The sequence below is a fragment of the Vibrio sp. HM8-C genome (assembly GCF_058630515.1).
Map to the genome: position 1 here is coordinate 83,836 of NZ_JBMMKS010000016.1, position 26,811 is coordinate 110,646.

A 26,811-nucleotide genomic window follows, 5' to 3' on the forward strand; every position below is an offset into this window, starting at 1 on the left:
AATAGAATCCAACCAATAGAAGGATAGATCGCCATGTCCGACATGAAGCATGACGTAGACGCACTGGAAACTCAGGAGTGGTTAGCTGCACTTGAGTCAGTTGTACGTGAAGAAGGTGTAGAGCGCGCGCAATTCATTCTAGAAGAAGTGCTAGAGAAAGCTCGTTTAGGTGGCGTTGATATGCCTACAGGCATCACAACGAATTACATCAACACGATCCCTGCAGCACAAGAGCCAGCATATCCGGGCGACACAACGCTAGAGCGTCGTATTCGCTCTATCATCCGTTGGAACGCAATCATGATCGTTCTACGTGCATCTAAGAAAGATTTAGAGCTAGGCGGCCACATGGCGTCTTTCCAATCTTCGGCTGCATTCTACGAAACTTGTTTCAACCACTTCTTCCGTGCTGCGAACGAGAAAGATGGCGGCGACTTGGTTTACTATCAAGGTCACATCTCTCCAGGGATCTACGCACGTGCATTCGTTGAAGGTCGTCTAACTGCTGAGCAACTAGACAACTTCCGTCAAGAAGTAGACGGCAAAGGTATTCCTTCATACCCACACCCTAAATTGATGCCTGAGTTCTGGCAATTCCCAACCGTATCTATGGGTCTTGGTCCAATCTCTGCTATCTACCAAGCTCGTTTCCTAAAATACCTAAACGGCCGTGGTCTAAAAGACACGACTGAGCAACGCGTATACGCGTTCCTAGGTGACGGTGAGATGGATGAGCCAGAATCACGTGGTGCTATCTCTTTCGCTGCTCGTGAAAAACTAGACAACCTATGTTTCCTAATCAACTGTAACCTACAGCGTCTAGATGGTCCTGTTATGGGTAACGGTAAGATCATTCAAGAACTTGAAGGTCTATTCAAAGGTGCTGGTTGGAACGTAGTGAAAGTTATCTGGGGTAACAACTGGGATTCTCTACTAGCGAAAGACACTAGCGGTAAGCTTCTTCAACTGATGAACGAAACTATCGACGGTGACTACCAAACATTCAAATCTAAAGATGGCGCATACGTACGTGAGCACTTCTTTGGTAAATACCCAGAAACTGCAGCTCTAGTTGCAGATATGACTGATGACGAAGTATTCGCGCTTAAGCGTGGTGGTCACGAGTCTTCTAAACTGTACGCAGCATTCAAAAATGCACAAGACACTAAAGGTCGTCCAACTGTAATCCTAGCGAAAACAGTGAAAGGTTACGGCATGGGTGAAGCGGCAGAAGGTAAGAACATCGCGCACCAAGTTAAGAAGATGGATATGACTCACGTTCTACACCTACGTGATCGTTTAGGTCTTCAAGACATCCTAACTGACGAAGCAGTGAAAGAACTTCCATACCTAACTCTGGAAGAAGGTTCGAAAGAATACGAATACCTACACGCTCGTCGTAAAGCTCTGAAAGGTTACACGCCTAAGCGTCTGCCTAACTTTACTAAAGAGCTAATCATTCCAGCTGTTGAAGAGTTCCAACCTCTGCTTGAAGAGCAGAAGCGTGATATCTCTACAACTATGGCGTTCGTACGTACTCTAAACGTACTGCTTAAAGATAAGAACATCGGTGAAAACATCGTTCCTATCATTGCAGATGAAGCTCGTACATTTGGTATGGAAGGTCTGTTCCGTCAAATCGGTATCTACAACCCGCATGGCCAGAACTACACACCACAAGACCGTGACATCGTTTCTTACTACAAAGAAGCAACGTCTGGTCAGGTACTTCAAGAAGGTATCAACGAGCTAGGTGCTATGTCTTCATGGGTTGCTGCTGCAACTTCATACAGCACCAACGATCTACCAATGATCCCGTTCTACATCTACTACTCTATGTTCGGTTTCCAACGTGTTGGCGACATGGCATGGATGGCTGGTGACCAACAAGCTCGTGGTTTCCTACTAGGTGCTACCGCAGGTCGTACAACGCTAAACGGTGAAGGTCTACAACACGAAGACGGTCACTCTCACATCATGGCTGGTACTGTACCGAACTGTATCTCTTACGACCCAACATTCGCATACGAAGTTGCGGTAATCATGCAAGACGGTATCCGTCGCATGTACGGTGATCAAGAGAACGTGTTCTACTACCTAACTCTGATGAACGAGAACTACGCAATGCCAGCAATGCCAGTAGGCGCTGAAGAAGGCATCCGTAAGGGTATCTACAAGCTAGAAACTTACGCGGGTAACAAAGCGAAAGTTCAGCTAATGAGCTCTGGTACTATCATGAACGAAGTACGTAAAGCAGCTCAAATCCTGAGCGATGACTACGGTATTGCTTCTGACGTTTACTCTGTAACGTCATTCAACGAAGTGACTCGTGATGGTCAAGCTTGTGAGCGTTACAACATGCTTCACCCAGAAGCACAAGCGCAAGTACCTTACATCCAAACGGTAATGGGTACTGAGCCTGCAATCGCTGCGACTGACTACATGAAGAACTACGCTGAGCAAGTACGTGCGTTTATCCCAGCTGAATCATACAAAGTACTGGGTACAGATGGCTTTGGTCGTTCTGACAGCCGTGAGAACCTACGTCGTCACTTCGAAGTGAACGCAGGTTACGTTGTGGTTGCAGCGCTAAGCGAACTAGCGAAACGTGGTGATGTTGAGAAATCTGTGGTTGTTGAAGCAATCAAGAAATTTAACATCGACACTGAAAAAACAAACCCGCTATACGCTTAATTGAAGGTAGGAAAGAATAATGGCAATCGAAATTAATGTACCTGATATCGGTGCGGATGAGGTTGAAGTTACTGAGATTCTTGTAAGCGTTGGCGACAAGGTTGAAGAAGAGCAGTCACTCATTACTGTAGAAGGCGACAAGGCTTCTATGGAAGTACCAGCATCTCAAGCGGGTATCGTAAAAGAAATCAAAGTTGTTGCTGGCGATAAAGTAACAACAGGTTCACTTATCATGATCTTCGAAGAAGCGGGCGCAGCTGCGCCTGCTCCAGCGGCAGAAGCGGCTCCAGTAGCTGCACCTGCAGCTGCGGCAGCAAGTGAACTGAAAGAAGTTTGTGTACCGGATATCGGTGGCGACGAAGTTGAAGTAACTGAAATCCTAGTTGCTGTTGGCGATTCAATCGCTGAAGAGCAATCTCTACTGACAGTAGAAGGTGACAAAGCTTCAATGGAAGTACCAGCACCATTCGCAGGTACTCTAAAAGAAATCAAAGTTGCAGCAGGCGATAAAGTATCGACAGGCTCACTAGTGATGATCTTTGAAGTAGCAGGTTCAGGCGCAGCAGCACCTGCACCAGTTGCAGCAGCAGCTCCAGTGTCGGCTCCAGCAGTAGTATCTGGCGTTAAAGAAGTTAACGTTCCTGATATCGGCGGTGACGAAGTTGAAGTAACTGAAATCATGGTTGCAGTTGGCGATACAGTATCTGAAGAGCAATCTCTGATTACTGTAGAAGGCGACAAAGCATCTATGGAAGTACCTGCACCATTTGCTGGTACTGTTAAAGAAATCAAAGTAGCAGCTGGTGACAAAGTTTCTACTGGTTCTCTAATCATGGTGTTCGAAGTTGCTGGCGCAGCGCCAGTTGCAGCAGCGGCACCTGCTCAAGCAGCAGCTCCAGCAGCGTCAGCTCCTAAAGCTGAAGCAGCAAAACCTGCAGCAGCTCCAGCGGCAACTGAGTTTGAAGAGAACAACGTTTACGCACACGCTTCACCAGTGGTTCGTCGTCTAGCACGCGAATTCGGTGTAAACCTAGCGAAAGTGAAAGGTTCTGGCCGTAAGAGCCGCATCCTGAAAGAAGACGTACAGAACTACGTGAAAGAGGCGCTTAAGCGTCTTGAGTCTGGTGCTGTAGCAGCGGCTTCTGGTAAAGGTGACGGTGCAGCGCTTGGTCTACTTCCTTGGCCGAAAGTTGATTTCAGCAAGTTTGGTGACACTGAAGTTCAACCGCTATCTCGTATTAAGAAGATTTCTGGTGCGAACCTACACCGTAACTGGGTAATGATCCCTCACGTTACACAGTGGGATAACGCAGATATCACTGAGCTAGAAAACTTCCGTAAAGAGCAAAATGCAATTGAAGCGAAGAAAGACACTGGCATGAAGATCACTCCACTTGTGTTCATCATGAAAGCGGTTGCGAAAGCGCTTGAAGAGTTCCCTGCATTTAACTCATCTCTTTCTGAAGACGGCGAAAGCTTGATTCTGAAGAAATACGTGAACGTAGGTATCGCGGTAGACACACCAAACGGTCTAGTTGTTCCAGTATTCAAAGACGTGAACAAGAAAGGCATTTACGAACTTTCTGACGAACTAGCAGTAGTGTCTAAGAAAGCTCGTGCAGGCAAACTGACTGCAGCAGACATGCAAGGCGGCTGTTTCACTATCTCTAGCCTAGGCGGCATTGGTGGTACTGCATTTACGCCAATCGTGAACGCGCCAGAAGTAGGTATCCTTGGTGTATCTAAGTCTGAAATGAAGCCAGTTTGGAACGGTAAAGAGTTCGAAGCTCGTCTACAACTTCCACTATCTCTATCATACGACCACCGTGTGATCGATGGTGCTGAAGGTGCACGCTTCATCACTTACTTGAATAACTGCCTAAGCGACATCCGTCGTCTAGTACTGTAATTTAAGACGAATAAGGCGGCGCAAGCCGCCTTGATTCAACTGTTGACTATCAATTTGAATGTAACAATGAATGCTGAATGGCTTTAAGTGCGTTTGAATTGTTGGCTAGCTCACAGGCTAAATGGATTTACTTTTCACACCATTAACATCTCTGTAAACTGTTGCGGTCTGAAAATAATCGTATTAATTAAAAAAGATATCATACCCACTCAGCCTGTTAGGGATATTGACTACAAGAGGTCGAAATGAGCAAAGAAATTAAAGCCCAAGTTGTTGTACTTGGTGCAGGTCCTGCTGGTTACTCCGCTGCATTCCGTTGTGCAGACTTAGGTCTGGAAACTGTTATTATCGAACGTTACAACACTCTAGGTGGTGTATGTTTGAACGTGGGTTGTATCCCATCAAAAGCACTTCTTCACGTAGCAAAAGTTATCGAAGAAGCTAAAGCTCTTGCTGAACACGGTATCGTATTCGGCGAACCTCAAACGGATATCGACAAAATCCGTCTATGGAAAGAAAAAGTAATTAACCAGTTAACTGGCGGTCTTGGTGGTATGGCTAAGATGCGTAAAGTTAATGTTGTTAACGGTTTTGGTAAATTTACTGGTCCTAACACGATTGAAGTGGAAGGTGAAGACGGTAAAACGACTGTAAGCTTTGACAACGCTATCGTTGCTGCGGGTTCTCGCCCAATCAAACTTCCATTTATTCCACATGAAGATCCACGTATTTGGGACTCAACTGACGCTCTTGAGCTGAAAGAAGTACCAGGAAAACTGTTGATCATGGGTGGCGGTATCATCGGTCTAGAAATGGGTACGGTATACCACGCTCTAGGTTCACAAATCGACGTTGTAGAGATGTTCGACCAAGTGATCCCTGCTGCTGATAAAGACATCGTTAAAGTTTACACCAAGCGCATCAAAGACAAGTTCAACCTGATGCTAGAAACGAAAGTAACTGCAGTTGAAGCGAAAGAAGATGGTATCTACGTTTCAATGGAAGGTAAAAAAGCGCCTGCTGAACCTGAGCGTTACGATGCTGTTCTTGTTGCAATCGGCCGTGTACCAAACGGTAAACTTCTAGACGCAGAAAAAGCTGGCCTTGAAGTTGATGAGCGTGGCTTCATCAATGTAGATAAGCAAATGCGTTCTAACGTACCTCACATCTTCGCTATCGGTGACATCGTTGGTCAACCAATGCTTGCTCACAAAGGTGTTCACGAAGGTCACGTTGCTGCAGAAGTTATTTCTGGTAAGAAACACTACTTCGATCCGAAAGTTATTCCTTCAATTGCTTACACTGAGCCAGAAGTTGCTTGGGTTGGTAAAACTGAGAAAGAAGCGAAAGCTGAAGGCATCAACTACGAAGTTGCAACATTCCCATGGGCAGCATCAGGCCGTGCAATCGCGTCTGACTGTGCTGACGGTATGACTAAGCTTATCTTTGATAAAGAGACTCATCGTGTAATCGGCGGTGCTATCGTTGGTACTAACGGTGGTGAGCTACTTGGCGAAATCGGTCTTGCTATCGAGATGGGTTGTGATGCAGAAGATATCGCTCTTACTATCCACGCTCACCCAACTCTACATGAGTCTGTAGGTCTAGCGGCGGAAGTGTTTGAAGGTACGATTACTGACCTTCCAAACGCAAAAGCTAAGAAGAAATAATTCTTCTCAAGAAACAAAAAACCGCTGAATATTCAGCGGTTTTTTTACATCTGAAGTTTAACTTCGAAGCGTATCTATTTGTAAATGCAAAGCATATCCATGTAGGTATTAGCTAATTTGTTGATACTTTCTTTGTCTTCCACTCGGTTTGCTTGTACAAACAGTGAGTAGCACAGACCGTGGAATAGCATCGTCAATTCTTCTGGATCATGTTTGTCACAAACTTCACCGCGCTCAATTGCTTTGACAAAGATATTCTTCACTAACATTTGGTTGGTTCGGTTGGTTGACATGAAGAGTGGCCACACTTCATCGCGAGTTGAAGCACTCCATTCAAACCACACTTTCAACCAGTGACAATCTTGATAGCTGATTTCCACCAGCTCTTTCGTTATGTTGCTGAGATTCTCTTTTGCCGGCAAATCTAAATCGATGTTATCGGTTAGGAAATTAGAGAACTGACGAACAACGTAAGTGAGCACTTCATCGACTAAATCTTCACGAGTCGGGAAGTAGTTGAAGACAGTTGCTACTGAAACTTGAGCAATTTCAGCGATATCTGCATGACCGCCTCGGCCAATACCTCGTCTAGCGAAGACCTCTAATGCGATTTCCATGAGTTGAAGTTTACGTTTCTGGGGAGATAGCCTCGTTCTTGGGCGTTTCTCTATAGATGCGTCCATAATTGTAAGTCCTTGCCATTTGAGTTGTTAGTTGAGTGTTTGCCACCCTAATGATTATTTTATTAGTTGCTTTAAAGCCATATGAGTGTACTGGTGCATATGTTGAAGGTCAATCTTTGAACTATGTATTCACTCTCATTATTAAAAATGAGCTTTATCAACAAGTTCAATTTATATAGACAGAGAGTCAGAATTCAGTGTAGGAGAAAAGGTTAACTCTACTGCTCGGCAGTGTTACTATACGCGCCGAATAATTTCAGTGGCGCGACTATTCGTATTTTGAATGCGATCTGTGCCCCAACAAACCAAACGAGAATGGTATGAAGCATACAGTTGAAGTAATGATTTCTGAGCAAGAAGTTCAGGAACGTATCCGTGAACTAGGTAAGCAAATCACTCAACATTACCAAGGTAGCCAAGATTTGGTGCTGGTTGGTTTGTTACGTGGCTCATTTGTTTTCATGGCTGACCTAGCGCGAACAATTGAACTGACTCACCAAGTAGACTTTATGACAGCGTCTAGCTACGGCAACTCAATGACGAGTTCTCGTGATGTTCGTATCCTGAAAGACTTAGATGACGACATCAAAGGTAAAGATGTGCTGCTTGTTGAAGACATTATCGATACAGGTAATACGCTTAATAAAGTGAAAGAGATCCTTTCTCTTCGTGAACCTAACTCAATCAAGATCTGTACGCTGCTTGATAAACCTTCACGTCGTGAAGTTGATGTTGAAGTGTCATGGGGTGGCTTTGAAATCCCAGATGAATTTGTTGTAGGTGTGGGGATCGATTACGCACAAAAATACCGCCACTTACCATACATCGGTAAAGTTGTTCCTCAAGAATAACGACCTTTTTCGATTTAAATGAAAAAGCCCACTAATGTGGGCTTTTTGGTATTCATAGCTTTTAGAAAGCGATTAGCGACAAAGCAGTTTGTGTTCTGAATTCAGGATTTTTTCCATTGCTTTGTTGTAGCTGTCATTAATGGTTTCACGAGAATTGCAGCGAACACCTAAGTACTCTAGCTTGCCATCTTCGATACCATACACAACACCATGAAGTTCAACTTCTTGTCCGCGTTCCCATGCATTTTGCAGAATAGTGGAGTTCGCTAGATTGTGAACTTGTTCTGCAACGTTGATTTCCGCTAACTTGTCAGAGCGCTCTGATTCAGGCATCAACTCAATGTATTTGCGGTGCTTGAAGTACAAATCACGAATGTGCAGCAACCAGTTATTGATCAATCCAAGTTGTGGGTTGTCGATTGATGCAGTTACACCACCACATCCATAGTGTCCACAAACAATAATGTGCTTAACTTTAAGTACATCGACTGCATACTGAACAACAGAAAGACAGTTTAAGTCAGTGTGAACAACTTGGTTCGCAACGTTACGGTGAACGAACAATTCGCCTGAATATAGGCCAGTTAAACGTTCTGCTGGTACACGGCTGTCTGAACAACCAATCCATAAGAAATCTGGATTTTGCCCTTCAGCGAGCTTAGTAAAGTACTCTGGGCGGTCTGCTTTAATCGACTCCGACCACTTAGAGTTGTTATCGAATAGTTGTTTAATCTCTGGCATGTTACTTCCCTTAAATTGCTGTTCCAACTATACACAATGTCATTACATCAATCTCTGACTATTTCGCCTAGAGATTACTCATCTGAGCAGTATAGAAAATTATCCATGATTTCCTTTCATTAACAACTGCGAGATTGGTAAGGGTATTCGAGAATCTATTTCTGGATGTTAAAACTATTTTCGAATGAGGGTTGAAAACTGACGTTAAAATCGGCACATATACGGTAATCCCCAAAAAAGAGCTCCATTATGTACGCATTAGAAATAGATCAGCTGCGCAAAACCTACGCTGGAGGTTTTGAAGCGCTGAAGGGCATTAGTGTGTCTGTCAAAAAGGGCGACTTCTACGCCTTACTTGGACCTAACGGTGCAGGCAAATCAACCACTATCGGTATCATTTCTTCATTGGTGAACAAATCTTCAGGCAAGGTGAAGGTGTTTGGTTTCGATATTGATACCCATCTAGAAGAAGCTAAGCAGCAGCTAGGTTTAGTGCCACAAGAATTTAACTTCAACCAGTTTGAAACCGTTGAACAGATTGTCACTCAGCAAGCCGGTTATTACGGTGTGCCTAAAGCTGTCGCTAAAGAGCGCGCGGAGAAATACCTGATGCAACTGGATTTATGGGAGAAGCGTAAAGAGCGAGCTCGTAACCTATCTGGTGGTATGAAGCGACGTTTGATGATTGCACGTGCGTTAATGCACGAACCTCAGTTGCTGATTCTTGATGAGCCAACTGCGGGAGTTGATATCGAATTGCGCCGTTCTATGTGGGAGTTTTTGAAAAAAATTAACGCTCAGGGCATCACAATTATCCTGACCACTCACTATCTTGAAGAAGCTGAAATGCTGTGTCGCAACATCGGTATCATCAACCGTGGTGAGCTTATCGAAAACACGACGATGAAAGGTCTACTTTCAAAACTTCATGTAGAAACTTTCGTCCTAGACATCGAAAATGAAAGTCAGTTGTCAGAGCTTGAGGGAGTGATTTCCCAAACCTTGAAAGATGGCTCGCTAGAAATTGAAATCGAAAAGACTGAAGGGTTGAACCACATTTTTAGCCAGCTTACAGAGCAAGGTGTGAGAGTGCTTTCAATGCGCAACAAAGCTAACCGTTTAGAAGAACTGTTTGTACGAATTGTTCGCGAACAGAGTTAAGGAAACACTATGTATCAGATTTATTGGACAGCTTTTGTTAGCTTGTTAAGTAAAGAGGTCACTCGCTTTACGCGAATTTGGGTGCAAACGTTAGTGCCGCCTGTGATTACCATGTGCTTGTATTTCATCATTTTTGGTAACTTAATCGGTTCTCGCATTGGTCAAATGAACGGCTTCAGTTACATGGAATACATCATTCCCGGTTTGATTATGATGTCGGTTATTACCAACTCTTACTCGAATGTGGCTTCTTCTTTCTTTAGTGCCAAGATGCAGAAAAATATCGAAGAGCTATTGGTTGCTCCGGTGCCAAACTACGTCATTATTGCTGGTTATGTAATGGGTGGGGTGACTCGAGGTTTGTTAGTGGGCACTTTGGTCACTTTTGTTTCTCTATTCTTTGTACACCTAAACGTGGAACATTGGGGAGTGATTTTCCTGACGGTGTTTATGACATCGGTTGTTTTCGCTTTGGGCGGCTTAATTAATGCGGTGTTTGCCAAAACTTTCGACGATATATCCATTGTGCCGACATTTGTACTGACTCCATTAACCTACCTAGGTGGTGTGTTTTATTCGATCAGTTTGTTGCCTGAGTTCTGGCAAGGCGTTTCTAAGGTAAACCCAATTGTTTATATGGTGAATGCATTCCGTTACGGGTTCTTGGGTGTGTCGGATGTGGATATTGTCACTTCATTTAGCGTATTAAGCGTATTTGTTGTCGTGCTTTACTGTGTTGCTCATTACTTAGTCACTAAAGGTAAGGGGTTACGTAGCTAATTCTCGTAAAGCCTATCTCGTCCTGAAAGAGTAATAAAAAAGGTCAACGTAAGTTGACCTTTTTTGTCTGCTAACTAGTTGTTCGCAAAAACTATTCTGTCGCTAGGTCAACAACTTGATTGTCGATCAGTCTGACTTTACCTAAGAATGCAGACATCAGAATTACCGATTGCGTTGTCTCTTCTGTTACTGGTAGTAGAGTACGAGAATCACGAATGAAGATTTCATCCGGCTCTAACCCTGCAGCTCTTAACTGATCTTGTGCATCAACAACAATGGTGTCGAAGTCACGGCGTCCACCGCGTAAAGCACTGCTGATCCAATGCATGGTTCGAGCAAGAACAGGTGCACGCTGACGTTCATCCAGAGAAAGTAGGTTATTGCGAGAACTCATTGCAAGACCGTCCATTTCTCGAACGGTAGGCACGCCGACAATTTCAATGTCTAAGCATAGGTCTGCAACCATTTGACGAATCACAGCAAGTTGCTGGAAGTCTTTCTCACCAAAACAGGCTACATCAGGCTTTACGATATTAAACAGCTTGGTAACAACCGTTGCTACACCACGGAAATGCCCTGGGCGAGACGCACCTTCAAGCATGGTTGATAACCCAGGTACTTCCACTGAAGTCTGCTTATCAAGTCCATATGGGTACATGATTTCTGGAGTCGGTGTAAAAGCAATTTCCACATTTTCGCCAGACAGTTTGTTGTAATCTTCTTCAAGAGTACGAGGATAACTGTTTAGGTCGTCTGCTCGTTCAAACTGCATTGGGTTAACGAAGATACTTACTACGACAACATCGGCTAACTCGCGAGCTCTGCGCACCAGAGTCAGATGACCTTCGTGTAAGTTCCCCATCGTTGGAACAAAAGCCACTTTTCGACCATCACGCTTATACTGTTGGATCTGCTCGCGAAGAGCTGAAATGTCAGCATATGTTTGCATGAATTACTCCTTAGGCAATAGTGTGGGCTTCATCAGGGAAGCGTCCTGCTTCTACGTCAGCGATATAAGCTGCAACAGCTTTATGCATGTCGCCTGATTCTGCAAGGAAATTTTTCGAGAATTTTGGCATGTAATTCGCCGAAATTCCGAACATATCGTGCATAACCAGAATTTGACCATCTGTGACATTACCTGCACCGATACCAATTACAGGCACGTCCAAAATTTGCGTAATACGTTCTGCCAAACTTGCAGGAACACATTCAAGAAGAACGATTTGTGCACCTGCTTCTTGCAATGCCATCGCGTCTCTTACCATACGATCTGCTTGCTCTTGGTCACGACCTTGAACTTTGTAACCGCCAAAGATGTTAACGGATTGAGGTGTCAAACCTAAGTGAGCACATACTGGAACTGCACGTTCAGTCAGCATTTTCACTGTATCGACTAACCAATCGCCACCTTCGATTTTCACCATGTTTGCACCAGCACGCATGATTTTTGCTGCGTTTTCACACGCTTGTTCTGGTGTCGCGTAGCTCATGAAAGGCATATCAGCCATCAGTAGGCAGTTTGGGCTACCTTTGCGTACACAACGTGTGTGGTAAGCGATGTCGTCAACGCTTACTGGCAAAGTATCTGCCTCACCTTGCAGAACCATACCCAGAGAGTCACCGACTAGAAGAACTGGCATCTCTTGGCTTTCAAACAGTTGCGCGAAACTCGCGTCATAGGCAGTAGAAGTAGCAAATTTACGACCTTCTTTTTTCCACTTCATTAGGTCGTTGATAGTTATTTTTTTCATTGTATGTCCTTACTAAGTCAATTGGTCTGAGCTTGACTATTGCCAAATATTCAGCCCATTGAGCGGAACAGATTTGAGTAATTCTTGAAGCGCAGTTCCATCTGGAAGCTGAAGTTCGGGGGCGATTTCTGCAAGCGGGTAGAGGACGAACTCTCTTACACGCATGCCATAATGAGGCACGGTTAATCGTTCTGAATCTATGATCTCATTGCCGAAAAGAACGATGTCGAGATCTAAGGTTCTCGGCCCCCAGCGCTCATCTTTACGGACGCGCCCTTGCTCTAGTTCAATCGCTTGAGTGCAGTCAAGCAACTCAAGAGGTGTTAACTCTGTATCAACCGCCACAACAGCATTAATGTAATCCGGTTGATTTTGTGGACCCATAGGCGTGCTGCTGTACAGCGATGAAGCCGCGATAAATCGCGACTTCGGTAACTTGGTCAGTGCTTCAATAGCATTTTTCGCTTGAGTCACAGGATCGCTGAGATTACTGCCTACTGCGATATAAACTCTTGTCATGGAGTTGCTCTGTGTCATGACGTTGGCTTGCTCTTTTTCTTACGTGTCGATGGGCGACGACGGCGAGTTCCCGATGGTTTACTTATGCTGTCTAAATCAGTCACCATCGCTTGGCGCATATTGCGACCCGCTGTTTGGAAAGTTTGCCACCAATCAGCCAGTTGTTTCACTTCACCATCTTCAACTTCACCACGCATTTCTAGGAAATCATATCCGGCACGGAACTTATTAAGCTCCATCAGGCGGAACGCGCGTTTACCGTTTCGGCGAGGCAGGCGTAATTGTAGTTGCCAAATCTCACGCATAGTTGCGGTATGACGGCGAGGAATCGCAATGGATTTCACTACTTCATCGAGGATTTTATTGCTCGCTTCCATGATGGCATCGTAATAATTGAGGTTATGCGTTTCCATCATCTCTTCAGCAAGCTTGACCATCGGATACCAGAAAATCGCAGCAAACATAAAGGCAGGGTTGATTCGCTTACCTTCTTCGATGCGCAGATCCGTAGAATCCAGTACAAGATCGAGCATGTGCTCTGTTTGAGATGAATAATCTTCAGTGAAATGACGTGCAATCGTCGGGAATACCTGTTGGAACAGGTTGTATTCACGCATTAGGTGGTAAGTTTCCAAACCGTGTCCTGATTGCAACATCTTCAACATTTCTTCGTAAAGACGCGCCGCTGGGATATCACGCAGTAAAGGTGCGAGCTCTTCAATAGGTGCAGCTGTGTCTTCTTCGATGTCGAAATCGAGTTTTACAGCAAAACGCACGGCGCGCAGCATGCGCACTGGATCTTCACGGTAGCGGGTTTCTGGATCGCCAATAAGACGAACGAGTCTGTCTTCCAGATCTTCTAAACCACCCGCGTAATCATGGATGCTGTAATCCGCGATGTTGTAGTACATAGCGTTGATGGTGAAGTCTCTACGTTCTGCATCTTCATCTATGGTGCCGTAGACGTTATCACGTAGCAGCATGCCTGCTTCTGATTGAGCTGCAAGCTGCTTGTTTTCTTCTTGGTGATGGCCACGGAAAGTCGCAACTTCAATAATGTCGCGTCCAAACATAATGTGTGCAAGACGGAAACGACGACCGATCAAACGGCAGTTACGGAACAACTGGCGAATTTCTTCTGGTGTCGCGTTGGTTGCGATATCGAAGTCTTTTGGTACTTCTTCGAGGAGTAAATCTCGAACACCACCACCGACTAGGTAGGCGTCAAAACCCGCACCTTGGAGGCGATACAACACCTTTAACGCGTTATCGCTGATCTGCTTACGCGAAATGTTGTGCTCTTGGCGCGTGACGATATTCAAGTCTAGGCTTGGATATATTTGATGTTCGCTTTCTTTTAAGTCGTTGTTATTCATGTATATTTTACAATGATTGGTGTTGCCTTTTGTGCCATTAACTCTCTGAGTTATCGCCCAAACTGGCTGGATTTGCGGCTAATAATAGCTTACAAGGCGTCGTTTGAGAATCACGGTGTGATCTCGATCTGCTCTGGAAGCTGTTCAATGCGCCAATTTTTTGTTCCCCAATGAATGATCTCATCAACTCGATTTTCGGTCATTTCATCGGGAAGGTTAAACCCTAAAAATTGCATCGCCTTTATCAGCGTTGGCTTAGGGTTAAGTGGATCTATCGCTGTTGCATGGTTTTGCTTTGAGAGCTTGTTGCCATTGGTATCCATTGCAAGGGGCAAATGCAGATAGCTGACTGGCGTTTGATTCAGTGTTTGATATAGGCTGATTTGGCGGCCTGTTGGCTCAATCAAATCAGCACCTCGAACAACTTCGGTTACGCCTTGGTCAATATCATCAATCACCACCGCTAAGTTGTACGCATACAAACCATCTCGGCGTTTAATAATAAAATCTTCTTTGCTCAATGCTTCGGGTATTGTCATCTCGCCGTGTTTCAGGTCGATGAATGACGAGACTGGAAAGTCCATTCGCAAACGTACTGAGCACTCAGAGCTTTTGGTTAACCCTTTATCTCGACAAGTTCCAAGATAGAAATCACCAGACTCTTTAATCTGTTTACGCGTGCATTGGCATAAGTACGCTTGACCAGAGGCGAGCCATTGATCAATTTGCTGTTGATATAAATGGTGGCGCTGACTCTGATATACAACCTCTCCATCCCATTCTAATCCGTAAGCTTCTATCGCCTTTAAAATAAGAGTGGAAGCGCCTGGCATCTCTCTTGGCGGATCGAGGTCTTCGATTCTCACTAACCATTGACCAAGTTGTGATTTGGCTTGGAAGTAGCTGCCTAGCGCGGCAACTAATGAACCAAAATGTAGTGGTCCAGAAGGAGAAGGAGCGAAACGACCAACGTAACTCATAATGCCTATGTGTGTTTTAGAAGATTGATGGAAGAAGTGTAAGTATCAAACGTAATGATGTCATTGGCTATTTCTTGAGGACTTTACATCTTTTATCAATATAGAACCCACAAATAACAAAATAGCGCCAAAAAATAGCAAAACAAAAAGGGAGCAATTGCTCCCTTAGTGACATCTGTTGGGGTTAACCCATCATCTGTTTTTCTTTGATTTCTGCAAGCGTTTTACAGTCGATACAAAGATCAGCAGTAGGGCGAGCTTCTAAGCGACGAATGCCAATCTCAACACCACAAGATTCACAGAAACCGAAGTCATCTTCTTTTAGCTTGTCTAGTGTCTTTTCGATCTTCTTAATCAAGCGACGCTCACGGTCACGATTACGAAGCTCTAGGCTGAATTCTTCTTCTTGAGAAGCGCGGTCAACAGGGTCAGGAAAGTTTGCCGCTTCGTCCTGCATATGGTGCACAGTGCGATCAACTTCTTCCCTGAGCTGGTTGCGCCAAGCTTGTAAAATTTTCGTAAAATGAGCCACTTGCTCAGGTGACATGTACTCTTCACCTGCTTTCTCTTGGTATGGCTCAACACCTGCAATGGCTAGGATGCCTAGCGTTTTCTTTTTGGACTCTGGCATACAGCATCTCCTACTAACACCTAGTCAACTGCTATCGCAGTCAATTTAAGGCGGGTATCTATAGCAAAAAGAAGTAATTGAGGCAAACACTGTTTTACAAACTTATCGTCAATGTGGAGGTTCCATCAATTTTTTGACGTTTGATGGGAAAATTCGATCGCCGATACAAGTTGTATTTCACTGTCTGAAAGTTGTGCTTTGTAGCACAGTACTTCCACGCCTGCTTCTTGTGCCATTTTTAACAATTGTGAATAGTTCGCGTCTATATGGTGAGCGGGGGAAACTTTTTCAATCCCTGAGTGTAAAACTGTGAATAAAAGTACGGCTCGGCTCCCACTTTGAGCCATTTCTGACAGTTCTCGTAGGTGTTTTTGCCCACGACTCGTTACCGCATCAGGAAAATAGCCTTGTCCAATATGTTTGTTTGCTTCTCCGGTTTCTATATTACGTTCATCCAAAAGAGTCACGCTTTTCACTTCTACATAACAGTTTGGTTTAGATTCGCTACAGAGCAAGATATCAATGCGACTATTTTCAGCACCATACTTCACTTCTGTGCGTAATTGCTCATAACCTTGCAGTTCTTGAATCGTCCCGTTTTGAATTGCTTCAACAGCAAGCTGGTTAGCTCGTGCGGTGTTGATACAAATTCGATGGCCTTGCGCGGTTTCGGTAAGCTCCCAACTGTTTGGGTATTTACGCTTTAAGTTGTCTGAGGTGGAATACCACACTTGGTTTCCTGCATCGGCACACCCAGTCATTGAGCCAGTATTGGCACAGTGGATAGTGATCTGCTTTCCATCTTTTAGTCCAACATCAGCTAGAAACCGTTTGTAGCGTTTAATTAATGTGGCGCGCTCTAGCGCAGGTATAAATTGCATCGAGATCCCTGTACTGTTTTTATGTACAATAGTGCCAGTATTTAAACATAAGGACATTCTCTTGTCACAACTGCCGATCCTCGCGGTGATGCCTGATTTACTAACAGGTGTTGAGTATTTTCCCCAACTGATTTTAAAAGCGGCACCCGGTGCGGGTAAGTCGACCTATTTTCCACTAGCCCTACTCAATTCTGGATTAGTGGATGGGAAAATCATCATGCTTGAGCCAAGACGATTGGCGGCGAGAAACATTGCTCGATACTTGGCTCAACAATTGGGCGAACCCGTTGGGAAATCCGTTGGATATCGAGTGAGAGGCGAGAGTAAAGTCAGCGGCGATACTCGTTTGGAGGTTGTGACCGAAGGCATTATGACGCGCATGATTCAAAACGATCCTGAACTGGATGGTGTTGGTGCGTTGATTTTTGATGAATTCCACGAACGCAGTATTCACGCGGATACAGCGTTGGCGCTGAGTTTAGAAGTGCAATCGGTACTGCGAGACGATCTAAAAATCATTGTGATGTCCGCGACATTAGATCAAGCGGCTCTGCAACAGTTATTGCCTTTGGCAGAATATGTAGAATCAGACGGTAGAGGTTTTCCGATTGATGTTCGCTATCATCCTCTGAATGTGAATGACCCTTTGGTTCCTGCAATGGCGAAGCAAATTCGCACTTTGCTCAATAGTGAACAAGGTTCTCTGTTGGCTTTCTTACCGGGTGCTGCCAGCATTACGGCTTTAGCTGAGCAACTTAGCGACCTTCCAAGTGATGTGGATGTGTGTCCTATTTATGGGCAGATGAATTTTGCTGAACAGCAAAAAGCGATTTCGGCAGCGCCGCTTGGAAAGCGAAAAGTGGTACTGGCGACTAACATTGCCGAGACTTCACTAACTATCGAAGGCATTCGTATAGTGGTGGACTCTGGATTAGAACGAGTCGCTCGGTTTGATTTAAAAACAGGAATCACCCGTCTAGAGCAAGTCCGAATAGCTCAGTCTTCTTCTGTGCAGCGAGCTGGCCGAGCAGGTCGTTTAGAACCGGGCATTTGCGTTCGTTTATACAGTGAAGCTCAGTTCAATCAGCAGCCAAAAGTGTCGACGCCAGAAATTCTGCAAAGCGATCTTTCTCCACTGGTGCTGGAATTAGCGCAATGGGGAGTAAAAGATGCCAATGAATTGCAATGGCTAGATTTGCCTCCCACATCTGCAATTAATCAGGCTCTCTCTTTATTGCAATCTCTAGGGCTGATGGACAAACAAAATCAGCTGACAGCCATGGGAAAAGAGGCGCATCGCTTAGGTGTTGAACCTCGTATAGCAGCGATGCTGTTAAAAGTAGAAAGCAAAAATGCTTCACTGTTGAACAGTGCATTGGCTTTAGCCGCGATGCTTGAAGAGCCTGAAAAGCAGATACTCGATTTGCAGCACAGTTTGCATCGCTGGCAGCAGGGGACTCACCCTAAATCCAAGCAAATGACGCAAAGAGCCGATGCTCTGGCCAACAAGTTGGACAGTTCATTTTCCTTGAATGAGGTAAAGAGCTTGCTGCTACCTTTGGTGGCTTGTTTAGCGTTCCCTGACCGGATAGCTCAAAAGCGTGGTCAAGGTTATGGTCAGTTCTTATTGGCAAATGGACACGGTGCTTTTATTGATGAGTCGCAACCTTTGGCTGCGAGCAATTACGTTGTCGCACTTGATCTTATGCGGTCACAGGGTTCATTAAACCGAGGCAGTTCATCAAACCAAATAAGCCAATCAAGCCGTATTTTTTGCGCTTTAGAATTAGATATCGCGGATTTGGAATCTCAGTTTGGCTCATTGTTCGTCATTCAGGAGCTGGTGGATTGGGATGAAAAAGCTGGCCGACTTGTCTCTGAAGAGCGTTGTTGTTTGGGAGAGCTTGTTATTCGACGTCGAGCGTTACCTGAGCCAGATAAACAAAAAATGACGCAAGCCTTGCTTAATTATGTCGAGCGTAAGGGACTTTCGGTTTTAAACTGGAATGAAGAAACCACACAGTGGTTGGAGCGCATTCGCTGTGCAATAGATTGGCTTGATGAGGAAGAATGGCCTGCGATGGATGAGGCTAGCCTACTAAGCGAATTAAGACATTGGCTCGAACCTTATTTGATAGGTGTTACATCGGTCAAAGCATTGCAGAAAGTCAATCTGGTTGAAGCTCTGAATGCTCGACTGGGCTGGCCTTTAAATCAACAAATTGACGAATGGTTGCCGGTTGACCATGTGTTGCCAACCGGAACCCATAAGAGAATCCGTTATCAATGTGGTAAAGAACCCGTGTTATCGGTTCGAATGCAGGAAGTGTTTGGTGAAAAAACATCACCAGTTATCGCCAAAGGTCGCCAAGCGATAGTGATGGAACTGCTGTCTCCGGCGCAAAGACCATTACAAGTTACGCGCGATCTCGCAGGTTTCTGGGCCGGCGCTTATAAAGAAGTACAAAAAGAGATGAAAGGACGTTACCCAAAGCATGTTTGGCCTGATGATCCTGCAAACCACGTAGCAACAACTAAAACAAAACGACAATTGAATTCATGACAAATAAACGCAGTAACCCGAAATCCGAAAGCAAAAGAAAAACGACCACCAAGTCGCCTTCAAGATCTCGCACATCAGCAAACAAACCGAATCGTCCAAAGTCTTGGATAAAACGTTTGTGGGGCATCGGTTGGAAAGTGGGTGTGGCGGTCATCGCTCTGCTCGTATTTGCAGGTATATATCTCGATAGCGTGATTAAACATCGTTTTGAAGGGCAGCTATTTGATTTGCCTACTGTCGTCTATGCGCGGATTTTGGAAATTGCCCCCGGAGATAATCTCAGCATCAAGGAGCTACGTAATGAGCTTGATGTCCTTAATTACCGCAAAGTTGCCAATCCTAAATATGCAGGTGAATATTCAGCCTCTTCAAACCGCATTGAGATGATTCGTCGCCCATTCGAGTTCTCTGATGGGCCAGAGCCTGATCGCCATGTCATGATCAACTTCGACGAAAATGGTGTGCAACGTATTCAGTCTTTAGAACAAAAGGGTGATCTCGGGTATTTGCGTCTAGAGCCTAAAATGCTTGGCATGTTGGAAAAGGATGTTCAAGAGCAGCGCTTGTATTTGCGTCGCGAACAGTTTCCTGAGGTCATGATTGATGCTTTGCTTATTACTGAAGATAGGCATTTCTATCAGCACGATGGTGTCTCTCCTCTGGCAATTGCGCGCGCTATGGTTGTAAACCTGAAAGCTGGTCGCACTGTGCAGGGCGGAAGTACCCTGACTCAACAGTTGGCGAAGAATATCTTCTTATCCAATGACAGAACGTTATGGCGCAAACTGCGAGAAGCTTACATGGCGTTGATCATTGATTATCGCTATAGCAAAGACCGCATTCTCGAAGCCTATTTGAATGAGGTTTATCTCGGACAGAATGGTAAAGAAGGGGTTCATGGTTTTGGTTTAGCATCCCGCCTCTATTTTGGACAACCCTTGCAAGAGTTGCGTATTGATCAACTCGCACTGCTGGTGGGTATGGTCAAAGGCCCTTCTTATTACAATCCAATGCGCTATCCAGAAAGAGCGAAGGAACGACGAGACTTAGTGCTTCGCCTAATGATGGATCAAGACATTTTGACGGCAAAACAGTACGAACAAGCTGTGACTCGTCCTTTAGATGTGCAAAAAGTGGCGCGCATTGCGAGCCGTCAACCTGCGTATTTCCAACAGCTTTCAATTGAGCTTAACGAGAAACTGGGCAGAGATTTCAAATCAGATTCTGGATTGCGAGTGTTCACCTCACTTGATCCGGTTTCTCAAGCCAAGCTGGAAGAAGCGATTGCTGACAAAATCCCTGAGCTAGAAAAAACGGCCGGTAAAGATTTAGAAGCTGCTGCAATAGCGGTAGATCGTCATAGTGGTGAAATTCGTGCAATGGTGGGCGGAAAACGAGCGGGCTTTGAAGGATTCAACCGTGCATTGAATGCAAGAAGACCGATTGGTTCTTTGGTGAAGCCTGCGGTTTACCTCACCGCGTTGGCTCAGCCAGATAAATACAACTTAGCGACCACCTTAGTTGATAAACCGATTTCTCTAAAAGGCAGCGAAGGTACTGTTTGGAGCCCGAGAAACTTTGATCGTCAGTTCCGTGGCGATGTGCCTTTGTATCTGGCTTTAGCTCAATCTCTTAACGTTCCGACGGTACAACTGGGCATGTCTCTTGGGATTGATAAAGTTTCCGATACTTTGCAGCAGCTTGGTGTCGATAAAAGTGAAATTCGCCCAGTGCCATCGATGCTGCTAGGTTCATTTTCACTCTCTCCATACCAAGTCGCTCAGATGTATCAGACACTGACTAACTCAGGTAAGAAAGCACCGATGTCGGCTTTACGTTCTGTGTTGGATTTGGAAGGTAATGTTTTATACCAGTCGATTCCTAAAGTGTATCAAGCGGTTGATCAACAAGCGGCTTGGTTAACAACATACGCAATGAAACGTGGTGTGTTAGAAGGGACTGGTCGTTATCTACAAAACCAGTTTGCTTGGGCGGCGCTGGCTGGGAAAACTGGTACCAGTAATGATAGCCGTGACAGTTGGTTTGTGGGGGTCGATGGTCGAGAAGTGACGACTATATGGCTTGGTCGTGATGACAACAAACCTACCGATTTAACCGGTTCAAGCGGTGCACTAAGAGTATACGCGCAGTATCTTCATTATCGAATCCCTGAAAAACTGGTGCTGCCTTGGCCAAAAGGTGTGACTACCGTTGGTTTTTCAAACAAGAGTGGTGGTGCATTAGCTCTGGATTGTGGAAATGAATTTAAACTTCCAATTTGGGATCCAAATGGCGACTGGAAAAAACAGTGTGAGAATCGCCCTGTTGAATGGATTAAAAAACTCTTCCAGTGGTAGATGCCTACGTTTATAGTGATTTGAATTTTAAGGGATTGAGGGCGTAGTGTGACTTATAAGTTACTCTGTTTTATTTGCTTGGGTTATGTGATTGCTCCGTTTAGCGTGTTAGCTGACGAAGCAGTAATACAAACAGATGCTATTCAAATAGAGCAGCCTCAAACCGAACGACCTAGAATTGCCGTCGTATTGGCGGGTGGTGGCGCGAAAGGCGCAGCACATATCGGCGTATTAAAAGCGCTGGAAGAAATGCACATTCCTGTCGATTTTATTACGGGTACGAGTATGGGCGCTTATGTCGGTGGCTTGTATGCTACAGGGATGAGTGCCTCTGAAATTGAAAGCCTGATTTATAGTATTGACTGGAACAGCGGCTACCGTGACCGTGTTAGCCGCAGCCAGCGCCTTGTTCGTGATAAAGAGTACGAAGACCGCTACCAGCTTACGACCGACCTTGGCATTCACTGGGGAGAAATTCGAGCCCCTAAAGGTGTGGTGCAAGGACAGAACATGTTACGCATTCTTCGCGTGACTTCCGGAAACCTCTCTCCATTCGAATCTTTCAATCAATTAGCTATTCCTTATCGCGCTGTGGCAACGGACATTGTCGAACTCCAACCTGTGGTACTTGAAAAAGGGTATTTGGTGGATGCGATGATGGCGAGTATGTCCGTTCCAGGTGCTTTACCGCCTTATGAAGTTGATGGTCATCTGCTGGTTGATGGTGGTGTAACTAACAATATGCCGGTTGATGTCGCAAGGGCTATGGGGGCAGATATTGTTATCGCGGTGGATATCAGTACCGATTACAAAGGTCAGGAAGACTTTACCAACTTCTTATCTATGGCTGATCAGCTATCTAACTATCTTGTGCGCCGCAGTACTCAGGATCAAGCCAATACACTTTCTGATATCGATGTACTTCTAAAACCTCAAGTGGGGCAAATGGAAACCACGCAGTTTGAACGTATGCCGGATGCTTATGAAAAAGGATATCTGGCGGCGATGGAAAATCAGCAGGCACTATCAAAGCTGTCACTGACAAGTGCGGATTATCAAAAATATATCGATAGCAAAGAAGAGCACAGAAGAAAACTGAAATACGGCGATGAAGTTGTGGTCGATAAAATCGTCGTCAATAACAACACTCACTACAGTGATGTTTTGCTACAAAATCGCCTGCACCTTAACGAGGGGCAAGCGCTTTCTACAGAAGAAATTGAAGCGCGGGTTGAAGATCTTTACGCCTTAGACAGATTTGAACTGGTGAGCTACAAATATCAGGAGAATGAAGGTCAAGAAGAGCTGGTTGTTGATGTAAAGGAAAAGTCATGGGGGCCAAACTACGCGAACTTCCGATTTTTCCTAGAAGACGATTTCACCACTGACAGCCAATATTCAATTGGTGTATCGACTAACTTTACTGATTTGAATTCTAGTGGTGCAGGTTTGTTGATTAATGTGGATGGCGGAACAGATAAGCTCCTTGAAGCTGAGTTCTATTCGCCACTATTTTCCACGCAAAAAGCTTTTACCACGTTATTAGGTCGCTATACCAACGACAAACGAAATGTTCCTCTTAGTGGATTTGATAATACGGATTTGGAAGCGAGTAAAAACTATGTGCCGATTTCTTATTCGGAGTGGGTTGGCGAGGCTGCTATCGGTTATCAAAGTGCGTTGTGGAATGAAGCCAAACTCGGCATTCGCTATACGGACGGAGTGGCTGAACTATCAAATTTACCGGATCTTGGTGACGTCTCTTTTAAACGTCAGGGACTGTTCTTTAATTATCGTATTGATACGTTAGATAGTTTCAGTTTGCCAACTGATGGTATCTATTTTGATTTCGAGTATCTGATTTCTCACGATGAATCCTACTCTCATACCTCCATAATCGACGATAGTGAGGATGATACGGTCTATGAACTTTCGAGTAAATTTGTCGCTGCAGAGAGCTATGAACGCCATACTTTGGTCGGAAATGCAGAGTACGGAATTGTAAAAAGTAAGAACTCTTTAACACCGATCGATCCCAAAACCATTGGTGGATTTTTGAATTTGTCTGGTATTCCACGCAACAGTTTGATCGGACAAAATAAAGCGTATACTAGCCTGATTTACCGTTATCGCTGGTTTGACAACGATTTCGGACTCTTCACGTCGCCAGTTTATTTGGGTGCTTCGATAGAGTACGGAGGTGTTTGGTCTGACCCGGATTTACGTCTACATTCGGCTCCGTTGTATGGTGCAGCCTCTGTTTTTACAGGTGTTGATTCACCCATCGGGCCGATAATGCTCGGTTATGGACGAACAGAACGCAATTTCGATTCCTTATATTTGATTCTAGGAACCACGTTTAAGTGACGGGGGATAAAGTTTAATGGTGAGAATCGTCAAACTTTAGTCTTAAGTTGCTATGTTGGTCAAAATGATGAGATTTTAATTTATCGTTAAATTTGCTATTCTGACGCCCACAGTTTGGCCTCTAGGGCGCTGTTTCTCAGTCAAATTTGAATGAAAACAAGGGCAACGGAGAGCCAAGTTTCCAAGGATGTTCACTTACATTTTTATAATTATTAGGTGAACCGCAATGAGAGGAAAAAAGTCGTGCTTGAAGCCTACCGTAAACACGTCGAAGAGCGTGCCGCTGAAGGAGTTGTACCTAAACCCCTAGATGCAGAGCAAGTTGCTGGACTTGTTGAACTGTTAAAGAATCCCCCACAAGGTGAAGAAGAATTCATCCTTGATCTGCTTGAAAATCGTATCCCACCGGGCGTTGATGAAGCTGCTTACGTTAAAGCGGGTTTCTTAACGGCTATTGTGAAAGGAGAAGTGACTTCTCCACTAGTAAGCCGTGCAAAAGCTGCGCAACTACTAGGTACAATGCAAGGTGGTTACAATATCGAGCCTCTAGTTTCATTGCTTGATGACGCAGAACTTGCACCAATCGGTGTTGAAACTCTATCTCATACTCTGCTTATGTTTGATGCTTTCTATGACGTTGAAGAGAAAGCAAAAGCAGGTAACGAATTCGCGAAGCAAGTTCTTCAATCTTGGGCTGACGCAGAATGGTTCCTATCTAAACCTGCGCTACAAGAAAAAATCACTCTGACTGTATTCAAAGTAACAGGTGAGACGAACACGGATGATCTGTCTCCTGCACCAGATGCATGGTCTCGTCCGGATATCCCAGTACACGCTCTAGCAATGCTGAAAAACGAACGTGATGGTATTCACCCAGATAAAGCTGGCAGCATTGGTCCGATTAAGCAAATCGAAGCGCTTAAAGAGAAAGGCCACCAGCTTGTATACGTTGGTGACGTAGTTGGTACTGGTTCATCTCGTAAGTCAGCGACTAACTCAGTACTTTGGTTCATGGGTGACGATATCCCATTCGTTCCAAACAAACGCGCTGGCGGTTATGTACTTGGCGGTAAGATTGCTCCGATCTTCTTTAACACAATGGAAGATGCGGGTGCGCTACCAATCGAAGTAGACGTAACGAAATTACACATGGGCGACGTGATTGACGTTTACCCATTCGAAGGCAAAGTATGCAACCACGAAACGGGTGAAGTACTGGCTACCTTCAAACTAAAAACAGACGTACTGATTGATGAAGTGCGTGCTGGTGGTCGTATTCCATTGATCGTTGGTCGTGGTTTAACTGATAAAGCTCGTCTAGCTCTAGGCCTTGCTCCTTCAGACGTATTCCGTCGTCCAGTTGCTGTTGCAGACAGCGGTAAAGGCTACACTCTTGCTCAGAAAATGGTGGGTAAAGCGTGCGGCGTAGAAGGTATTCGTCCGGGTACTTACTGTGAACCAAAAATGACGACAGTAGGTTCTCAAGATACTACCGGTCCTATGACTCGTGATGAACTGAAAGATCTAGCGTGTTTAGGCTTCTCTGCTGACCTAGTAATGCAGTCATTCTGCCATACATCAGCGTATCCTAAGCCAGTGGATGTGGTTACTCACCACACATTACCTGATTTCATCATGAACCGTGGCGGTGTATCACTTCGCCCAGGTGACGGTGTTATCCACTCATGGCTAAACCGTATGCTACTTCCTGATACCGTAGGTACAGGTGGTGACTCACATACTCGTTTCCCATTAGGTATTTCTTTCCCTGCGGGTTCTGGTCTGGTTGCGTTCGCAGCAGCAACAGGTGTAATGCCTCTTGATATGCCTGAATCTATCTTGGTTCGTTTTAAAGGCGAAATGCAACCGGGTATCACACTACGTGACCTAGTACATGCAATCCCTTACTACGGCATCAAGCAAGGTCTATTGACTGTTGAGAAAGCAGGTAAGATCAACGAATTCTCAGGCCGTGTCCTAGAGATCGAAGGTGTTGAGCATCTAACTGTTGAGCAAGCGTTCGAGCTTTCAGATGCATCTGCAGAGCGTTCAGCTGCTGGCTGTACAGTGAAACTGTCTCAAGCTTCAATCGAAGAGTACCTAAACTCAAACATCACTATGCTTAAGTGGATGATCGCTGAAGGCTACGGTGATGTACGTACCATTGAACGTCGTATTAAAGCGATGCAAGAGTGGTTAGCGAATCCAGAGCTAATGAGTGCAGATAAAGATGCAGAATACGCTCACGTAATCGAAATCGATCTTGCTGAAATCAAAGAACCAATTCTTTGTGCTCCAAACGATCCAGATGATGCTCGCCTTCTATCTGACGTTCAAGGCACTCAAATTGATGAAGTGTTCATTGGTTCATGTATGACTAACATTGGTCACTTCCGTGCGGCAGGTAAACTGCTTGAGAAGTTCAATGGTCAGTTAGAAACTCGTCTATGGGTGGCTCCGCCAACTAAGATGGACCGTGATCAGCTAACAGAAGAAGGTTACTACGGTATCTTTGGCCGTGCTGGGGTTCGTATTGAAACTCCGGGATGTTCACTATGTATGGGTAACCAAGCTCGCGTAGCTGATAAAGCAACGGTAATGTCTACGTCTACACGTAACTTCCCGAACCGTCTAGGTACAGGTGCTAACGTATACCTATCTTCAGCAGAACTTGCGGCTGTGGGCGCTATTCTAGGTCGTATCCCGACTAAAGAAGAGTACCTACAGTATGCAGAGCAACTTAATGCGACAGCTGCTGATACATACCGCTACCTAAACTTCCACCGTATGGCGGATTACACCAAGAAAGCTGACACAGTTATTTTCCAAGAGCCAGCATAATCAGCTTTGAGAAATCGTTAATAAAATGCCGCTTTTTATAAGCGGCATTTTTA

Annotated in this window: 19 protein-coding genes; 10 read left to right on the forward strand and 9 right to left on the reverse strand. The window is 44.9% G+C overall.

The window, feature by feature from the left end:
* Positions 1-33 precede the first annotated feature (33 nt).
* The 3 genes from aceE to lpdA all read left to right on the forward strand — a co-directional run bounded on the left by aceE (position 34) and on the right by lpdA (position 6,273).
* Positions 34-2,694: a pyruvate dehydrogenase (acetyl-transferring), homodimeric type gene (gene aceE, locus ACOSVQ_RS16950; protein ID WP_491983661.1), complete on the forward strand. Its 2,661-nt coding sequence runs from the start codon at positions 34-36 to the stop codon at positions 2,692-2,694.
* 19 nt (positions 2,695-2,713) lie between these two features.
* The gene (aceF, locus tag ACOSVQ_RS16955; RefSeq protein WP_491983662.1) at positions 2,714-4,603 is read left to right on the forward strand and encodes a pyruvate dehydrogenase complex dihydrolipoyllysine-residue acetyltransferase; all 1,890 of its coding nucleotides are present in this window, start codon (positions 2,714-2,716) and stop codon (positions 4,601-4,603) included.
* 245 nt (positions 4,604-4,848) lie between these two features.
* A complete protein-coding gene (lpdA, locus tag ACOSVQ_RS16960) occupies positions 4,849-6,273 on the forward strand; it encodes a dihydrolipoyl dehydrogenase (RefSeq protein ID WP_491983663.1) in 1,425 nt (474 codons plus the stop codon).
* 74 nt (positions 6,274-6,347) lie between these two features.
* Here the strand turns inward: lpdA and ACOSVQ_RS16965 are convergent, their stop codons facing one another.
* A complete protein-coding gene (locus tag ACOSVQ_RS16965) occupies positions 6,348-6,956 on the reverse strand; it encodes a LuxR/HapR/OpaR family quorum-sensing transcriptional regulator (protein WP_491983664.1) in 609 nt (202 codons plus the stop codon).
* Between the two features lie 320 nt (positions 6,957-7,276).
* Here ACOSVQ_RS16965 and hpt point away from each other — a divergent pair, with 320 nt between their 5' ends.
* Positions 7,277-7,807, forward strand: a complete 531-nt coding sequence (gene hpt / locus ACOSVQ_RS16970; RefSeq protein WP_491983665.1) for a hypoxanthine phosphoribosyltransferase — start codon at positions 7,277-7,279, stop codon at positions 7,805-7,807.
* Positions 7,808-7,879: 72 nt separating this feature from the next.
* Here hpt and can read toward each other — a convergent pair whose 3' ends face one another.
* Entirely contained in the window at positions 7,880-8,548 is a 669-nt protein-coding gene (can, locus tag ACOSVQ_RS16975) for a carbonate dehydratase (RefSeq protein WP_491983666.1), read from the reverse strand.
* A 249-nt stretch (positions 8,549-8,797) separates the two neighbouring features.
* On the opposite strand from can, the gene ACOSVQ_RS16980 reads away from it, so the two are divergent.
* Positions 8,798-9,709 (forward strand): ABC transporter ATP-binding protein, encoded by a 912-nt coding sequence (locus ACOSVQ_RS16980; RefSeq protein ID WP_491983667.1) that lies wholly within the window; start codon positions 8,798-8,800, stop codon positions 9,707-9,709.
* Positions 9,710-9,718: 9 nt separating this feature from the next.
* Positions 9,719-10,489, forward strand: a complete 771-nt coding sequence (locus ACOSVQ_RS16985; RefSeq protein ID WP_491983668.1) for an ABC transporter permease — start codon at positions 9,719-9,721, stop codon at positions 10,487-10,489.
* A gap of 91 nt (positions 10,490-10,580) precedes the next feature.
* Here ACOSVQ_RS16985 and panC read toward each other — a convergent pair whose 3' ends face one another.
* The 7 genes from panC to sfsA form a co-directional block, all read right to left on the reverse strand.
* The gene (panC, locus tag ACOSVQ_RS16990; RefSeq protein WP_491983669.1) at positions 10,581-11,438 is read right to left on the reverse strand and encodes a pantoate--beta-alanine ligase; all 858 of its coding nucleotides are present in this window, start codon (positions 11,436-11,438) and stop codon (positions 10,581-10,583) included.
* 10 nt (positions 11,439-11,448) lie between these two features.
* Positions 11,449-12,243, reverse strand: coding sequence for a 3-methyl-2-oxobutanoate hydroxymethyltransferase (gene panB / locus ACOSVQ_RS16995; RefSeq protein WP_491983670.1), 795 nt, complete (start codon positions 12,241-12,243; stop codon positions 11,449-11,451).
* A 36-nt stretch (positions 12,244-12,279) separates the two neighbouring features.
* Complete coding sequence (folK, locus tag ACOSVQ_RS17000) at positions 12,280-12,762, reverse strand: 2-amino-4-hydroxy-6-hydroxymethyldihydropteridine diphosphokinase (RefSeq protein ID WP_491983671.1); 483 nt, start codon at positions 12,760-12,762, stop codon at positions 12,280-12,282.
* Positions 12,763-12,776: 14 nt separating this feature from the next.
* The gene (gene pcnB, locus ACOSVQ_RS17005; RefSeq protein ID WP_491983679.1) at positions 12,777-14,144 is read right to left on the reverse strand and encodes a polynucleotide adenylyltransferase PcnB; all 1,368 of its coding nucleotides are present in this window, start codon (positions 14,142-14,144) and stop codon (positions 12,777-12,779) included.
* A gap of 104 nt (positions 14,145-14,248) precedes the next feature.
* The gene (gene gluQRS, locus ACOSVQ_RS17010) at positions 14,249-15,118 is read right to left on the reverse strand and encodes a tRNA glutamyl-Q(34) synthetase GluQRS (RefSeq protein WP_491983672.1); all 870 of its coding nucleotides are present in this window, start codon (positions 15,116-15,118) and stop codon (positions 14,249-14,251) included.
* A 184-nt stretch (positions 15,119-15,302) separates the two neighbouring features.
* On the reverse strand, positions 15,303-15,749 hold the full coding sequence (gene dksA / locus ACOSVQ_RS17015) for an RNA polymerase-binding protein DksA (RefSeq protein WP_042484487.1): 447 nt from the start codon (positions 15,747-15,749) through the stop codon (positions 15,303-15,305).
* A 125-nt stretch (positions 15,750-15,874) separates the two neighbouring features.
* Positions 15,875-16,630 carry a DNA/RNA nuclease SfsA gene (gene sfsA, locus ACOSVQ_RS17020; RefSeq protein ID WP_491983673.1) on the reverse strand — a complete coding sequence of 252 codons (756 nt, stop codon included), beginning with the start codon at positions 16,628-16,630 and terminating at the stop codon, positions 15,875-15,877.
* 61 nt (positions 16,631-16,691) lie between these two features.
* Between sfsA and hrpB the strand changes: the two genes are divergently transcribed.
* The 4 genes from hrpB (at position 16,692) to acnB (ending at position 26,758) form a co-directional block, all read left to right on the forward strand.
* Positions 16,692-19,193, forward strand: a complete 2,502-nt coding sequence (hrpB, locus tag ACOSVQ_RS17025) for an ATP-dependent helicase HrpB (RefSeq protein ID WP_491983674.1) — start codon at positions 16,692-16,694, stop codon at positions 19,191-19,193.
* Entirely contained in the window at positions 19,190-21,550 is a 2,361-nt protein-coding gene (gene mrcB / locus ACOSVQ_RS17030; protein WP_491983675.1) for a penicillin-binding protein 1B, read from the forward strand. Before hrpB ends, mrcB begins: the two co-directional genes overlap by 4 nt.
* A gap of 78 nt (positions 21,551-21,628) precedes the next feature.
* Positions 21,629-23,917, forward strand: a complete 2,289-nt coding sequence (locus ACOSVQ_RS17035) for a patatin-like phospholipase family protein (protein ID WP_491983680.1) — start codon at positions 21,629-21,631, stop codon at positions 23,915-23,917.
* A 243-nt stretch (positions 23,918-24,160) separates the two neighbouring features.
* Entirely contained in the window at positions 24,161-26,758 is a 2,598-nt protein-coding gene (gene acnB / locus ACOSVQ_RS17040; RefSeq protein WP_491983676.1) for a bifunctional aconitate hydratase 2/2-methylisocitrate dehydratase, read from the forward strand.
* Positions 26,759-26,811 lie beyond the last annotated feature (53 nt).

Bases quoted from the DNA above. Each gene is read 5' to 3' on its own strand.
- aceE (WP_491983661.1), top strand. From the start codon at position 34: ATGTCCGACATGAAGCATGACGTAGACGCACTGGAAACTCAGGAGTGG.
- aceF (WP_491983662.1), top strand. From the start codon at position 2,714: ATGGCAATCGAAATTAATGTACCTGATATCGGTGCGGATGAGGTTGAA.
- hpt (WP_491983665.1), top strand. From the start codon at position 7,277: ATGAAGCATACAGTTGAAGTAATGATTTCTGAGCAAGAAGTTCAGGAA.
- ACOSVQ_RS16965 (WP_491983664.1), bottom strand. From the start codon at position 6,956: ATGGACGCATCTATAGAGAAACGCCCAAGAACGAGGCTATCTCCCCAG.
- ACOSVQ_RS16980 (WP_491983667.1), top strand. From the start codon at position 8,798: ATGTACGCATTAGAAATAGATCAGCTGCGCAAAACCTACGCTGGAGGT.
- folK (WP_491983671.1), bottom strand. From the start codon at position 12,762: ATGACAAGAGTTTATATCGCAGTAGGCAGTAATCTCAGCGATCCTGTG.
- sfsA (WP_491983673.1), bottom strand. From the start codon at position 16,630: ATGCAATTTATACCTGCGCTAGAGCGCGCCACATTAATTAAACGCTAC.
- can (WP_491983666.1), bottom strand. From the start codon at position 8,548: ATGCCAGAGATTAAACAACTATTCGATAACAACTCTAAGTGGTCGGAG.
- ACOSVQ_RS16985 (WP_491983668.1), top strand. From the start codon at position 9,719: ATGTATCAGATTTATTGGACAGCTTTTGTTAGCTTGTTAAGTAAAGAG.
- dksA (WP_042484487.1), bottom strand. From the start codon at position 15,749: ATGCCAGAGTCCAAAAAGAAAACGCTAGGCATCCTAGCCATTGCAGGT.
- mrcB (WP_491983675.1), top strand. From the start codon at position 19,190: ATGACAAATAAACGCAGTAACCCGAAATCCGAAAGCAAAAGAAAAACG.
- panB (WP_491983670.1), bottom strand. From the start codon at position 12,243: ATGAAAAAAATAACTATCAACGACCTAATGAAGTGGAAAAAAGAAGGT.
- lpdA (WP_491983663.1), top strand. From the start codon at position 4,849: ATGAGCAAAGAAATTAAAGCCCAAGTTGTTGTACTTGGTGCAGGTCCT.
- gluQRS (WP_491983672.1), bottom strand. From the start codon at position 15,118: ATGAGTTACGTTGGTCGTTTCGCTCCTTCTCCTTCTGGACCACTACAT.
- panC (WP_491983669.1), bottom strand. From the start codon at position 11,438: ATGCAAACATATGCTGACATTTCAGCTCTTCGCGAGCAGATCCAACAG.